The organism is Streptomyces sp. NPDC051286 (assembly GCF_044455345.1).
In the GTDB taxonomy this organism is placed as follows: Bacteria; Actinomycetota; Actinomycetes; order Streptomycetales; family Streptomycetaceae; genus Streptomyces.
The window spans coordinates 1-15,004 of sequence record NZ_JBITER010000079.1 but is presented as its reverse complement, the minus strand read 5'-3'; the positions used below and the strand labels follow the sequence as shown (position 1 = coordinate 15,004).

Below are 15,004 nucleotides of genomic sequence, written 5' to 3'. Positions count from 1 at the left end.
TCCTACGGCGCGGCCCACCGCGAGGTCATGCCCTCCGTCGAGCACCGCTCCCACAAGGGCCTCAACAACCGGGCCGAGAACAGCCACCAGCCCACGCGGCAACGCGAACGCGCCATGAAAGGCTTCCGCAGCGTCGGCGGAGCCCAACGGTTCCTGTCCGCGTTCAGCGGCATCTCACCCCACTTCCGACCCCGCCGCCACCTGCTCACCGCCACCGACTACCGAGCCGAGATGACCGCCCGCTTCACGATCTGGGAGCAGATCACCGGAGTCGCCAGCCTGCCCACCATGGCCTGAGCGCAGGCCCGCACCGCGGGCCCACCACGCCCCGACGCGCCATCAGGCACCCACGCACCCAACAACGTGACAACGCCATCAGAAGTGCCGTTCCCATGACAGTGGAAGTGGGCAGGGTGTACCGCTCCATGACAGCCGCACCCGCCGCAGATACCACCCCGTGTCAGTGACCTGACCCTCCAGACACACCGCCACCAGCACAAACACACCAACCTGACATGCCGTCACTGACACCCACCCACTGACACCAAACCGGCACATCGCACGCGGCGTCAGATGCGGTGCATCGCAAGGCGGAGAGGCGTCCGCATACTGGATGTATTCGGACGTTCCGACAACGCGGCGAGGTGCCGTAGCTGTCGTCGTGCACCCGTCAGGGATTACGGGACAGCCCTGAGGATGGGCCTGCACCGTGGCAAGAGCCTCGTCAGCCAATTCAGGTCCTGGGCGCCCCGCTGTCTTCCGGTGCAGGGAGCACACCTCGGCCTCCGACGGCGCCTTACCGCGCGAGTACGTCGCCGATGTGGGAGCCCGCGGCCGCGCCGAGGGTGGCAGGGCCGAAGTAGAGGCCGCTGGCCGGAGTGACCCCGGTGGGGCCGCTGTTGAGGGTGAGGACGGTCCCGTCGGGGCCGTTCTCGCCGTCCGAGCCGATGCCGAGGTCGGCGTATCCGTCGCCGGTGAAGTCGGCGAGGGCCACTGCGGAGCCCAGCCGGTCGGCGGCTTCGGCGGCGCCCGGGACTCCGGTCTGGTCGGTGTTGTACGTGGCCGAGCCGGTCGCCGTCAGCCCGGTGGGGCTGCCGTGGAGCAGCAGGACCGCGCCCGCGTCGGCCTGGTCGACGCCGCCCACGGTGAGGTCCTCGCCGGGCAGTCCGGCCAGCACATCCGCGTAACCGTCGCCGTCCGTGTCGCCGATGGCGACCGAACTGCCGAGCCGGTCACCCTCTTCGGCGCCGCCCGGCACACCGGGCGTGGACTGGTCGAGGACGGGCGCCCCCGTGGTCGTAAGACCGTCGGCGGAGCCGTGGTATGTGGCGATCTCACCGCCGTTTCCGGCGTCGGGGCGGCCCACGGCGAGGTCGGCATAGCCGTCGCCGTTGAGGTCGCCCGCCGCGACGGAGCGGCCGTCCGCGCCGGCCAGGACCGACAGGTCGGCGGTGCGCAGGCCCTCGGCCGAGCCGCGCAGTACGGCGAGGGAGGAGCCCGTCTCCGTACGGAAGGTGAGCGCGGCGTCGGTGTAGCCGTCGTGGTCGAAGTCGCCGGTGGCGATGTCCGTGTCCTGGATGGGGCCCTCGGCCAGTACGGCGGGGGCGGAGAGGGTGCGGTCGGCGCCGTCCACGGCATAGGCGCGACCGCTGCCGGCGGCCACGGCGAGGATGTCGGCGCTGCCGTCCCCGTCGAAGTCACCGGTGGCGAGGGCCGCGCCGAAGCGGTCGCCGCTCTGCTTCGGGCTGATCGAAGTGGCTTCCGCCGCAAGGCCGTTGGGGTTGCCGCGGAACACGGTGAGCGCGCCCTCGTCGGTGGCGTCGGTGCGTTCTTCGCCGGGGGCGCCGACGATCAGGTCCGCGTAGCCGTCGTGGTCCAGGTCCCCGTACGCGGTGGCCGCGCCAAAGGCATCGCCGGCCTCCGAGGCGTCGGGGACGCCCGCGGAGTCCTGGGTGAGGGCGGTCCTGGCGGCGGCGTAGGGGCCGCTGCGGGCGCCCGGGACCACGGAGACCTGGCCGGCGCCGGCGAATCCGCCGACGGTGGCCTGCGGGATGCCGGCGGCGAGGTCGGCGCGTCCGTCGCGGTTGTAATCCCCGGCCGGGGAGGGGGAGTTGACGTCCGTGGCGAGGGTGCGGATCGCGGGCAGGTCGGCGTAGAGGTTGTTGCCGGGGCACTCGGTCGGATAGCCGTCGCGGTGGCCGGAAATGCGGTTCATGGTGACCAGCTGGCCCGCGGTGAACTTGCCGTTGTCGGCGCCGGCCGCCATCACCACAGTGCCGGACGGGTTGATCCCGTACAGGCCGAGCTTCCAGGCGGCGAGCTTCGCGATGGACTCCCGTACGACGGGAGTGGTGGTGGCGGTGTTGTAGTCGCCGAGGACGGCGATGCCGCTGGTGTTGGTGTTGAAGCCGTAGGTGTGCGCGCCGTAGACGGGCTTGTCGATGCCGCCCGCGCGGCCCTCGAAGAGCGTTCCGCACTTGTCGACAAGGAAGTTGTAGCCGATGTCGTTCCAGCCGTTGCTCTTCACGTGGTAGATGAGGATGCCGCGGATGATGGAGGCCGATTCGGCGCAGGTGTAGTTGTTGGTGCCCGCGGTGTGGTGCACGAACACGGCCTTGGTGTCGGTCGTATAGGTGGGCGGGTCGACGACGATCGACTCGTCGGCGCCCCAGGCGGCCCGCGAGGTGATGGGCGGCTGCCCGGCGGTGGTGGCCTGGGCGGTGGTGGCCGACATGGTGCTCCGGGTGCTGCTGGTGCCGCCGTCCGGGTCGACCAGTTCGACGCGCAGTCCCTGTGGGAGCGCCTTGCCGTGGGCACCGGTGAGGCGGGCCTGGACGCCGTCGGAGGCGCCGGTCCACAGCGGCTGGGTGCCGGCGCGCAGGCCGTGCCTCGCGTGGTCGGGTCCGGATTCCGGCGTACGGACATCGGTGTCCAGGGCGCGCCAGGCCGACCATTTGCCGCTCTCGCTGGACCGGGTGCGTACCTCGGCCGTCCCGCCGAGCTGGGCGTACGGGTCGTCCCAGGTGACGCCGACCATGCTGAACGGCTTGGTGGCGCGGGCGGCGAGCGCACGCTGCGCCGGGTCCGTGCCGGCCGATACGGCGACGGTGTGCAGGGTGCCGGTGGGCCCGGTGTGGGCAGCCTGGGCGGACTGGGCGGACTGGGCCGGGGCCGTGAGGCCCAGGGCGGCCAGGACGACCGCGGCCGCGACGGCGGTACGGGCCGCGGTGCGCGTTGCGGTACGGGGAAGGGCGGACATCAGCCGGTGCTCTCTTCGGTGGCGGCGGGGGCGGGGAGTTCGCCGGTGCAGGTGGCGCGGCCGTAGGTGCCGGAGGCGGTGGCGCTCTGGACGTGCCGGTCGCGGATGGCGAGGGCACACAGGGCCTGGCCACCCTTGCCGTCGAGGGCGATGTTGACGCTGGGGGCCTTGCCGAGGGGGACCTGGACGGACTTCTTCCAGGGGAGTTTGACGGCCTTCTCGACGGTGGCGTCGTCGGCCTCGCTGCGCGCGAGGTAGGAGATCTCGACGGTGCCGGTGCCGGTGACCTCGTAAGTGACCTCGGCGGTGGGGACGGCGCGCGGCTTCGGCTGGTCCTCGGTGTTCAGGACGCCGTACAGGACCAGGCCGGTGCACGCGGCGACGACCGCGGCGGCGATGACGAAGCCGCGCCGGTTGTTGCTTGAGCCGTCGCGCGATGCCGTCGCCGGGCCAACGGGGCCCTTTTCGGCCACATCGGAGGATTCTGCGACTGAAACCGGTTGTCCGGTATTCAACGTCGGGTCTTCTGGTGCACTCACGGCCTCTCCAGGGGAATTCGTCCGATGCAAAGTCGGGTGGTTATACACCACAGCAACGAACCGAATCCACCGAGAAGACATTCGGGGCAAAGCGCGGCCGATTCGGAATCCAACCGCCCTGATATGTCCTATCGCTTGACGTGGCGTCAATTTCCGTAATAGAAACCGCGGCGCTGTGATCGAGAGTCACCTGGGAGGGGTGAGCTGTCTCTTGACGTGCCGCCGACCTCGGCGGTTCCTCAAGCATGCCCGGCTCACTGGATGGGTCACGGTGCCATTCCTCCGGGTCCCCCGGCATTCCGGGCGGACCACGACGTGCCCGTTTCGGGTTCTTTGCAACGGGTGCACCATGGAAAGGGTTTGGGGTGAAAGTTCGGTACGGGAGATACATCTCCTGTCTAGTGGTTTCGGCCGTGGTGAGTTCACTGCTGCCGCAGATCGCGTATGCCGCACCGTCCTCGTCATCAAACGGCGGTGGGGACAAGGGAATCGTCGACACCGTCAAGGGATGGTTCTCCGACGACGACAACAATGACAACAAGCCCCCGGTCGGCGGAAACCTGGAGATACCCAGCCGGGAGAAGCTGTCGAAGGGCAAGAAGCTCCCGAAGGCGAAGCGGGTCAAGGAGCTGACCGGGAAGCGCACGTCGCAAGCACGCTTCTGGCAGCTCTCGGACGGCCGGATCGAGGCCGAGCTGACGGCGACACCAACCTCGTACAGGTCCGGGAAGTCCTGGAAGCCGATCGACACGACGGTGCGCGCCACCCATGACAAGGGCTTCGATTTCGCCAACACCGCGAACACCGGCAAGAGCTGGTTCGGCTCGGCCCCGGGCAAGCTGATGCGCTTCGAGGCCGAGGGCGGCGGGGCGGTCACGTTCGGCCTGACCGGTGCTGGTGCGCTCAAGCCGGAGACGAAGGACGACCGGGTCGTCTACAAAGACGCGGTCGCGGGTGCGGATCTGTCGTACCGGGTCGGGAACGGTGAGGTGAAGGAGGACATCGTCCTCGCCGGACGCCCGTCAGGTCCGGTGTCGTTCACCTTCACCCTGGACACCGAGGGCGGTCTGACGCCGAAGGCGCGGAAGGACGGCTCGATCGCCTTCTTCGGCGAGGCTCCGGGCACTCCGGTGATGGTGATCCCGGCTCCGTACATGACGGACGCCAAGAAGGATCCGCAGTCGGTGACCGGTGGTACGTACAGCACCAAGGTCACCCAGAAGCTGATCCGGGACGCCGACGGCAAGGGCTGGAAGCTGACCGTCACGCCGGACGCCAAGTGGCTTGCGGCGAAGGAACGCCAGTACCCGGTCGTCATCGACCCGACGATCACGATCACGCCGATCGCCTCGGCCTCCGAGGACACGATGGTCCTGTCGGACCAGCCGGCGGCCAACTTCAACAACACCTGGAAGCTGTCGGTCGGCAAGACCGACACCGGCATCGCCCGGTCGCTGATCAAGTTCCCGCTGAACGAGGTCCCGGCGGGAGTGAAGGTCGACGCGGCCCGGCTGAGCATGTACTACGACCAGTCGCACACCACCAACGGCAACGCCGTCGCCCTCGAGGCGCACCGGGCCACCGGGGCCTGGAGCGAGTCGGGCGCGACGCCCGCGACGTGGTCCAACACCAGCACGCTGGTCGGTGAACTGTCCGGCACCACCGTACAGCTGGACGACGGTGATGCCGGTACGGCGGCGGTCGGCGAGTGGCCGCGATCCACCACGACCGGCGGCGCGGCGACCAACGACGATTACGCTTACAACAAGAATGCGCTGACGGGCGAGTCGTACACCTGGCAGCCGAGGGTCCCGGAGACCGACACGTACCGGGTGGACGTGCACTACCCGGCTGCGTCGGACGCGGCCACGGCAGCCCCGTACACGGTCACCCACAACGGCGGCACCAAGAACTACACGGTCAACCAGACCGGCACCGGCGGCGTCTGGAAGACCCTGGACGCGGCGGAGCTGAGCTTCGCCAAGGGGAACGCCGGGAAGATCGTCCTCGGTGACACGGGCTCGTCCACGACCCGTACGCTGGCCGACTCGGTGCGGCTGGTGAATCCGGCCGAGATCACCAAGGGCGCCTGGGACTACAACAAGTGGCACGACTTCCCCGTCGCCGACACGGTCCAGAAGTGGGTCTCCGGCACGGCCGTCAACCACGGCTTCGTGCTCAAGGCCAAGGACGAGTCGGGCACCGCGCCGACCGGCGGCCCGCGCTACGAGGCGGCCGACGGCAACACCTACGGCGACGAGACGTCCACCTACCCGCGCCTGACGGTGACCTACGGGGCCGTCGGCACGTCGCTGAACTCGCCGACCGTGGTCCACTCCACCGGCCCGCAGCTGTCTTGGCCGGCGTACGCCAACGGCAGCGGTGACACCGGTCTGGACATCGCGGAGTACCAGCTGCACCGCTCCACGCAGCAGGCCTTCACGCCGTCCGCCGCGACGCTGATCGCCCCGATCGCGTCGACCACGACGACGTACACGGACACCACGGCGGTGCCGACCCCAGACTCCAGCTCCAGCGAGATCGGGAAGTCGTACTACTACCAGCTCGCGGTCAAGACCAAGAGCGGGCAGCTGCTCGGGTCGCCGACCCGCATCGTGGGCATCCCCAAGGCCGGCCGGACGATGAAGATCATCCAGGCGGGCCAGACCGACACCACGCTCTCCTCGCAGCAGCCGACCGTCAACCACGACGGTCTGCTCTCCGGCAAGGCCCAGACCTGGCTGAGCGTGGGCAACAACTCCGGCACGTACGGCAAGACCCGCGCGGTCGTGAAGTTCCCCACCACATCCATCCCCACCACCGCCACGGTGCTGGAGAACAAGATGTACATGTGGGGCGCGGAGACCACCAGCACCACCAACGGTGCGATCTACGAACTCCACGCGCTGACCAGGGACTTCACCGAGACCACCGCGACGTGGAACAACGCCAACGCCACCACGCCGTGGACCACGCCCGGCGGCGACATGTCCGCCACCGTCTCGGACACCGTCCCGCAGATCACCGACGAGGTCGGACGGCACTGGTGGGACGCGACCGGCCTGATGCAGTCCTGGGTCAAGACGCCCACGGGCAACAAGGGCGTCCTGGTCAAGCTGAAGGACGAGACCACCACCGGCCCCCAGGAGCGCACCGTGTTCCTGTCGGCGGAGGCCTCCGACCCGCAGCTGCGCCCGTACATGCAGGTCATCTACGTCGACGCGACGACGGAGGACACGTACTACGCGCCGACCACCCCGGCCCGGATGACCCCGAACTCGCAGTACACGGTCGAGTTCACGGTCACCAACACGACCGCGACCGCGTGGGCGGCGGGTGAGCGGCAGCTGTCCTACACCTGGAAGCTGCCCGACGGCACGGACGTCACCACCGGCGGCAACCAGCTGTCCACCGCGATCCCGGCCCTGCTTCCGGGCAAGTCGGCCACGATCCAGGCGCAGGTCAAGACCCCCATCAACTCCGATGAGGGCAACAAGCGCCTGGACTACGTGCTGGGCTGGGACGTCAAGAAGGTCGCCGACGGCACCTGGCTGTCCGCCGGGACCGGCGCCATCCCGTCGCTGAAGCAGAACGTCAGGGTCGAGGACCCGACCTCCAACACGCTGGGCCTCGAAAAGTTCTACTCCTACACGGGCAAGAACACCGGCGCCGGCTCGACGGTCATGAACAACCTGGCCTCGGGCAACAGTGTCTGGTCGTACAACGCCATCAACAACCCGGGCCGCGGTCTCAACACCTTCGCCCGCTTCTCCTACAACAGCCTCGACACGTCGGACACGGTGCTCGGCCACGGCTGGTCGGCGCAGATTTCCGGCCCGACGCGCCTGGGCGCGCCGCTGGACTTCCACCCGAACCCGAACCCGACCGAGGTCAGGCTCCCGGACGGTGACGGCACCACGCACACCTTCCGCTGGGACGCCACCAACAGCGTGTGGAAGGCACCGGCCGGTGTCCACTACAAGCTGACGATGAAGGCTGGCCTGGACTGCAAGCCGACCAAGGATCCGGTCCCGGACGCCTGGACACTGACCCGTCCTGACGGCACGCGGTTCGTGTTCGGCTGCGACGGCTACATGACGTCTGCCGTCGACAACGACGGCAACACGCAGACGTTCACGTACGAGGAGCGCAAGTCCAACAACAAGCCGACCAAGTTCCTGAAGTACATCACCGACCCGGCGGGACGGCAGTCGCTCACGGTCGAGTACTTCAGCAAGTCCGACGCGACCAACGTCAAGAGCGTCGACCACGTCAAGTCGATGACGGACATCTCGGGCCGCACGCTCACCTTCGACTACTCCACCGAGGGCCTGCTGACGAAGCTGACCGACGGCGCGGGCTCGGGCAAGGAGAAGTTCTTCTCCTTCACCTACGACACCACGCAGGGCAGCAAGAACGTCAAGCTGGTGGACGTACAGGACCCGCGGCAGCACAGCACCAAGCTGGGCTACTACGCGCCGAAGGACGGGGACGACCCGAAGTACCACTGGTGGGCGCAGACCATCACGGACCGGCTCGGCGGTGACACGGACTTCACGTACGCGGTCAACGCCGCGAACACCAAGTTCGTGGACACCTCGGTGAAGGACGCCGAGTCGCACGTCACGAAGTACACGACGGACGACTTCGGCCGTCCGGTCCAGTCGGTCAACGCCAAGTCCCAGACCACCAAAATGAGTTGGGACTCGGACAACAACGTCACGTACCTGGAGGCGGCGAACGGGGCCAAGGCCGCGTCCTGCTACGACTCCAAGACCGGCTACCCGCTGCGCCAGTGGGATCCGGAGACCACCAAGTCGTGGTCGTCGTTCAACCCGACCGACTACTGCGACCCGGCCAAGTACCCGGCCGGCGCGACCAAGCTCGAGTACCAGTCCCGCCTCGACGGCTACTCCGCCGACCTGTGGCGGAAGACCAGCCCGCTGGGCAACGTCGCGGAGTTCGGGTACGACTCCTTCGGTAACCAGACCTCGGTCACGGACCCGGAGGGTGTCGCCTCGGCGACGGCGGGCGACTACCAGTCGACCACCGTGTACGACGCCTACGGCCAGCCGCTGACGGACACCGACGCCAACGGCCACACCACCACCTACGCGGACTACGGCCCGCACGGGTACCCGGCGACGATCAAGGACGCGCTGAACAACCCCACGACCTTCGTCTACGACGAGCGCGGCAACACCAAGGAGGTCGTCAACGCCAAGGGCGCCAAGGTCACTCAGGACTACGACTACTTCGGCCGTCCGCTGGAGCAGAAGCAGACGAAGGAGGCCGGTGTCGACATCATCACGCCGGCACCGGTCTACGACGCCAACAACAACACGCTGAAGGCGTTCGGGCCGAACGGCGCGGAGACCTCGTCGGTGTACGACGCGGCGGACCAGGTCACCGACTCCCTCGCTCCGAAGGACGAGGCGACCGACCCCGAGCGGCGCACGACCACCACGTACGACAAGGTCGGCAACGTCAAGACGGTCACTGAGCCGAAGGGTAACCTGACGTCGACGGTCGGCGACTACACCACCTCGTACACCTTGGACGAGATCTATCAGCCCGTCTCGGTGGTCAACGCGCGGGGCGACAAGGTCTCCAGCACGTACGACAGTGTCGGCAACGTCATCACGGTCGTCGACCCGAAGAAGAACGCCACCCCGGACACGTCCGACTTCACCACGAAGTACGCCTACGACCTGGACAACCGGGTCGTGAAGACGACGGACGCGGCGGGCAAGTTCACAGAAGTCCACTACGACCTCGACGGCCGCACCGACAAGGCGACGGACGCCGAGGGCAACACCAGCGAGACCATCTTCGACCGGCGTGGCCTGACCAAGGAGGTCAAGGTCCCGTACTCGAAGGACGGCTCGGGCGTCATCACGTACCGGACGACCCGGTTCGAGTACGACGAGGTCGGCAACAAGACGAAGGAGATCAGCCCGCGCGGTGTCGAGACGACGTCGGATGCCACCGACTTCACCTCGGAGACCGTGTACGACGAGCTGAACCGGGTCAAGGAGACGCTGTCCCCGTTCAAGCAGGGTGACGCCAATTACGGCAGCCCGGACCGGACGATCTACTCGTACGACTCGGTCGGCCAGCTGGCCGAGGTCTCGGCCCCGCCGTCGCAGGGCCAGACGGTCCGCAACACGACCAAGTACGACTACTACGACAACGGCTGGACCAAGTCGGCCACGGACCCCTTCGACATCACCACGGCGTACGACTACAACACGCTGGGTCAGCAGACCAGGAACACGCTGACCTCGGCCGGTGGCTCGTCGCAGCGGACGATGACGTGGGACTTCTACCCGTCGGGCAACCAGAAGGCCCGCTCGGATGACGGTGTTCCGGTCGGCAAGCAGGTCGTGGTCGTCGACTCGACGGACATCCACAACACGGCCGCACAGGGCAACTGGGACGCCTCCCAGGCCATGGGCCAGTGGGGCTACGACGTCCGTACGAACGCCAAGGGCACCGGCACCGAGTCCTTCACGTGGCAGCTGAACATCCCGCAGGACGGTACGTACGAGGTCTTCGTCCGGCACGGTGACGTGACCGGCGCGGCCACCGACGCCCCGTTCAAGATCACCCACTCGACCGGGGAGACCACCCGGACCGTCAACCAGTCCACCGGGTCGGGTACCTGGGTCTCGCTGGGTTCGTACTCCTTCACCGAGTCGGGCACCCAGAAGGTCACCCTGACCGACGCGGCCAACGGCACGGTCGTCGCCGATGGCATCAAGCTGGTGCGTGCCAACACGGGCGAGAGTGACAACGAGAAGAAGGACTTCACCTACAAGTACGACGCCAACGGGCTGCTGTCGGAGGTCAAGGACCTCTCGCCGGGCGCGAAGGCGGACGCGTACGCGATGGCCTACGACGAGCTGAATCAGCTGTCGAAGGTCGAGGAGAAGCTGGGCAGCACGGTCAAGAACACGACCTCGCTGACCTATGACGTCAACGGCAACCCGCTGGAGACCACACATGATGTGACGTGGTCGAAGGCGGAGTACGACGTCCGCGACATGATCAACAAGATCACGAACGCGGACACGCCGACGGCGGGCAACCAGCAGATCACCGCCCTCACCTACACCGACCGCGGTCAGCCGCTGAAGCAGACGAAGCCGAACGGGAACACCGTCGACTACGCGTACTGGCTCAACGGTGCGGTCAAGTCGCAGGTGGAGAAGAAGTCCGGCGGCACCGTCGTGGCTTCGCACGACCTGGAGTACGACCCGAACGGGAACCGCTCCAAGGACACGGCGAAGCTGATGAACGCCGACAACACGGCGGCGTATCTGGACACCGTCTCGACGTTCGACTACGACCCGCAGGACCGTATCGCCAAGGTCACCAAGACCGGTCATGGTGCGGGCACCGAGGAGTACGTCTACGACGGCAACTCCAACATCGTCGAGCAGAAGTCGGGCGGGGTCACGTCGACGTCGACGTACGACCGCAACCGCCTGCTGAAGACGTCCGCGGGTGGTGTCGCCTCGACCTACAACTACGACCCGCTGGGCCGGCTGGACACGGTCTCGTCGAACGGGTCGGTGCAGGAGAAGTACAGCTACGACGGTTTCGACCGGATCGCCAAGCACACGGCGGGTACGGGTGCGTCGGCGAAGTCGACGTCGTATGTGTATGACGCGTTTGACCGCACGGCGTCGGAGACCACGTCCGGCACGTCGGGGAAGACCACGGTCTTCACGTACCTGGGCATGGAGTCCAAGGTGCTGCGGGAGGAGGTCGCCGGCAAGGCGACCAAGTCCTACCAGTACAGCCCGTGGGGTCAGAAGCTGACCCAGATCAAGCACAAGGACACCGGTCCCCACGAGTACTCGCAGTACCTCTACCACCCCAAGGGTGATGTGGAGGCGGTCACGAAGGAGGACGGCAACACCCGGGCCACCTACGGCTACACGGCCTACGGCTCGGACGACGACGCGCAGTTCACCGGCGCGGACAAGCCCGACGCACAGAATCCGGACAAGGAGCAGTACAACGACTACCGCTACAACGCGCAGCGGTACGACGACGGCTCCGGCACCTACGACATGGGCTTCCGCAACTACAGCCCGGGTCTGAACCGGTTCCTGACAAGGGACATGTACGGCGGCGCCCTGGACGACATGTCCCTGGCCACCGACCCGTACACCGGCAACCGCTACGCCTTCGCCGGCGGCAACCCCATCTCCTTCGTGGAGCTGGACGGCCACCTCTTCGGCATCGACATCTCCCTCTCCGACGTCGGCCACGCGGCCCTGGACGTGGCGGGCATGGTGCCGGTCATCGGCGAAGCCGCAGACGTCGCCAACGGCATCTGGTACATGGCCGAAGGCAACTACGTCGACGGTGCGATGTCCATGGCCGCGGCCATCCCGGGTGCCGGCAACGCGGTCACGGCGGCGAAGTGGGCCAAGAAGGGCGCCAACGCGGTCGACGCGGTCAAGTCCGCGGCGAAGACTGGCGGCAAGAAGATCGCGTCCGGCGGCAAGAAGGGCGTCGACAAGGTCAAGTCCGGCGTGAGCAACGCGAAGGCGACCGTCAAGAAGGGCACGGGTAAGCACCGGGGGTCGAAGGGCGGCAGCTGTAAGAAGAAGAACAGCTTTGTCCCGGGCACGAAGGTGCTGATGGCCGACGGGTCCACGAAGGACATCGAGGACCTCAAGGAGGGCGAGTACGTCCTGGCCTCCGACCCGGAGACCGGAGACCTGCAGGCCCGCCAGATCACCGACACCATCGTCGGCGAAGGGCGCAAGCGCCTGGTCCGGGTGACCGTCGACTCCGACGGCGCGAAGGGCCCGGCCAAGCCCGGCACGATCACGGCAACGACCGGTCACCCCTTCTGGCTCCCCGACTTCGGCCGGTGGGTCACGGCCGGGGAACTGAAGCCCGGAATGTGGCTGCAGACCGCGACCGGGGCCTGGTCCCAGGTCACGGGCGTCGACGAGACCGAGCGGACCCAGCGGGTCCACAACCTCACGGTCGACGGAGTCCACACCTACTTCGTGTACGTCGGCGGCACTCCGGCGCTGGTCCACAACGCCAACCCGCCGGTCCAGGGCGCCTGCGCCGTCACCGGTGGGCCCTACCGGGGCGGCCAGTACAAGGACCAGCACGCGAAGAAGGGCGTGATCGAGCGCAACCACATGCCGGCGAGCCAGTCCATCAAGGACGCCTTCGGCATGCCGGAGGGGCAGGGCCTGACCATCCAAATGGACAAGGCCGATCATCACTCCACGGAGAGCTGGGGCAGCAGTTACGACGGGCAGATGCACCGCGCCCACCAGTCGTACCTCCTCAAGCAGGGGCGCCTCACGGAAGCTCTCCAGATGGACATCGACAACGTGAAGTCGATGTTCCCAGGCAAGTACGATGCCGCGATCGATGAGATGCTCACGAAGCTGCCCAACTTCATCGAAGCCGCAAACAAGGCCGGGTTCAACCGGCCGATCGTCTAACCCCGGAGGCCGCCTTGATCGACATGGAGATTCTGCCGTTGGAGGGCTTTCCCGAGGTGCGCTTCGGGATGTCCAGGCAGTCCGTCAGAGAGACTCTGGGGGAGCCGTCCGTATTTCGCCGGTCGGCATACGCTCCGGTTCTCTCGGACGCCTACCACGGGTTGGGGATGATCCTGGGATACGACGACAGGGACTCGCTGTGTTCAATCGAGGTGGCCGCCCCGGCGGAGCTGAGCCTGCGAGGCGTGGGACTGCTCGACCGTTCCCACACGGAGGTACTGGCGGAGCTGCGCTCCGCCGGTGTTCCCGTGGAACAGAAGGGCTCTGACTGGGTTGTCCCGGGGCTGGGCATCGTGCTCGGCAATCCGCATGTGGACTCCCCGGGGGACTTCCGCAGCGTTCTGATCTCCTCACGCACCCGAGTGATTTATGAATTCTCCTTCTTCGAAGGGGAAGGACGAATCGCGCCGCGGAACTTCGAGGTAGATCCCCACCGCGGCTTCGGAGCCGTGCGGCTGGGATCCCCGAGAGAAGACGTGCGTGAACTGCTCGGCAGCGGAATGGAGTCCGAACCCGAATTCGGGCCCGCCTCGCAGGACCATTTCCTGTCAGCGGGTGCGGCTGTCGGATACGACTCCCAAGGCCGCGTGACATGCGTCGTCATGGCCCGGCCCGCGCAAGTGGTACACCGGGGCATGGAGCTGATCGGGCACCCATACGCCGAAGTCCTGGCGGCGGCGCGCAGACAGGGTGTCACCGTCGTGGAGCGCGAGGCCGAACTCTTCTTTCCGGAGAGCGGGTTCAGCGTGTGGACGGCGCGCGCCGGAGACGACGCGCTGCCGATCGTCGCTGCGGCGCTCGGGCGGCACGACGCGTAGTGTCGGGACCGGGTGCGTGACGGCCGGGGCCGGCTGCCGCTTCTGGCGGCTGCCGGCCCCGGCCGAAACAACCCAGAAAATTCTTTAACTAAGACAAGTGGTCCAGGACGAGCGGCTACTGGCTCTGGTCTCGATCATTCACGTGCGCGCGCCGGCGTGAGGGGGTCGGCTGGGGTGTCTGTTTCCTGGTGGTTCGTGTGATGGGCTGTGGGGGGGCGGGGTAGGGCGGGGTAGGGCGGGGTAGGGCGGTGGTCCCCGTGGGTTCCGCGCGCACCAGCTCCGTTCACGGCCAGAACTGATGGTGGCGAGAAGATCTGGTTCCTCAGATCGGCGACGAAGTTGTCGTCTCCTGCGAGCCGGCAAGTGCTCTGGTAGTCGCGGTGGATTCGCGCCGAATCATTTTGGAATGGCCGTGGGGGGTGATCGACCACTCCTCGAATTCTCGATGGGATGGCGCATTCTCCTTCCCGGGTGACAATGCTCACCGGGATGGGTTCCATATCGGGTGGAACCGGCGCTGTCCGAGCTCCGTGCGGGAGATGTTTGTACGGTATCCATCCCGCCGACGAGGCTCTACGTCGGACATTACGAGGCGTATGACCCTCCGCGTAATCTTGGCTGGGTCCCCGCGCCCACCGCGGGGATCTACGTGGTCTCACCAGAGAACGCGGATGTGGAGGATGCGGGGTGCATGCTTTATCTGGGTGGTGCTGCACCCATTCGAGTGGAGCCAGTGGAGGACTGACCTCGTTGTTTCACGGCGTTGGCCGGTTGATCTCGCGTCCGTGATGTCGCGTTGATCCCTGGCCGGGGACGGTTCCGGTCAGGGGTGCGCATCGG

The 15,004-nt window shown here is 67.3% G+C and carries 5 protein-coding genes; 3 read left to right on the top strand and 2 right to left on the bottom strand.

What is annotated here, in order from left to right; all coding sequences use genetic code 11:
- Positions 1-297: DDE-type integrase/transposase/recombinase (locus ACIBB8_RS35695; protein WP_398959317.1), on the top strand; the 297-nt coding region annotated here is incomplete at its 5' end.
- A 499-nt stretch (positions 298-796) separates the two neighbouring features.
- Here the strand turns inward: ACIBB8_RS35695 and ACIBB8_RS35690 are convergent.
- Positions 797-3,259 (bottom strand): FG-GAP-like repeat-containing protein, encoded by a 2,463-nt coding sequence (locus ACIBB8_RS35690; protein WP_398959315.1) that lies wholly within the window; start codon positions 3,257-3,259, stop codon positions 797-799.
- A complete protein-coding gene (locus tag ACIBB8_RS35685) occupies positions 3,259-3,732 on the bottom strand; it encodes a hypothetical protein (RefSeq protein ID WP_398959313.1) in 474 nt (157 codons plus the stop codon). Before ACIBB8_RS35685 ends, ACIBB8_RS35690 begins: the two co-directional genes overlap by 1 nt.
- Positions 3,733-4,211: 479 nt before the next feature.
- Here ACIBB8_RS35685 and ACIBB8_RS35680 point away from each other — a divergent pair, with 479 nt between their 5' ends.
- Positions 4,212-13,286 (top strand): DNRLRE domain-containing protein, encoded by a 9,075-nt coding sequence (locus ACIBB8_RS35680; RefSeq protein ID WP_398959311.1) that lies wholly within the window; start codon positions 4,212-4,214, stop codon positions 13,284-13,286.
- A gap of 14 nt (positions 13,287-13,300) precedes the next feature.
- On the top strand, positions 13,301-14,164 hold the full coding sequence (locus ACIBB8_RS35675; RefSeq protein WP_398959310.1) for a hypothetical protein: 864 nt from the start codon (positions 13,301-13,303) through the stop codon (positions 14,162-14,164).
- Positions 14,165-15,004: the final 840 nt, after the last annotated feature.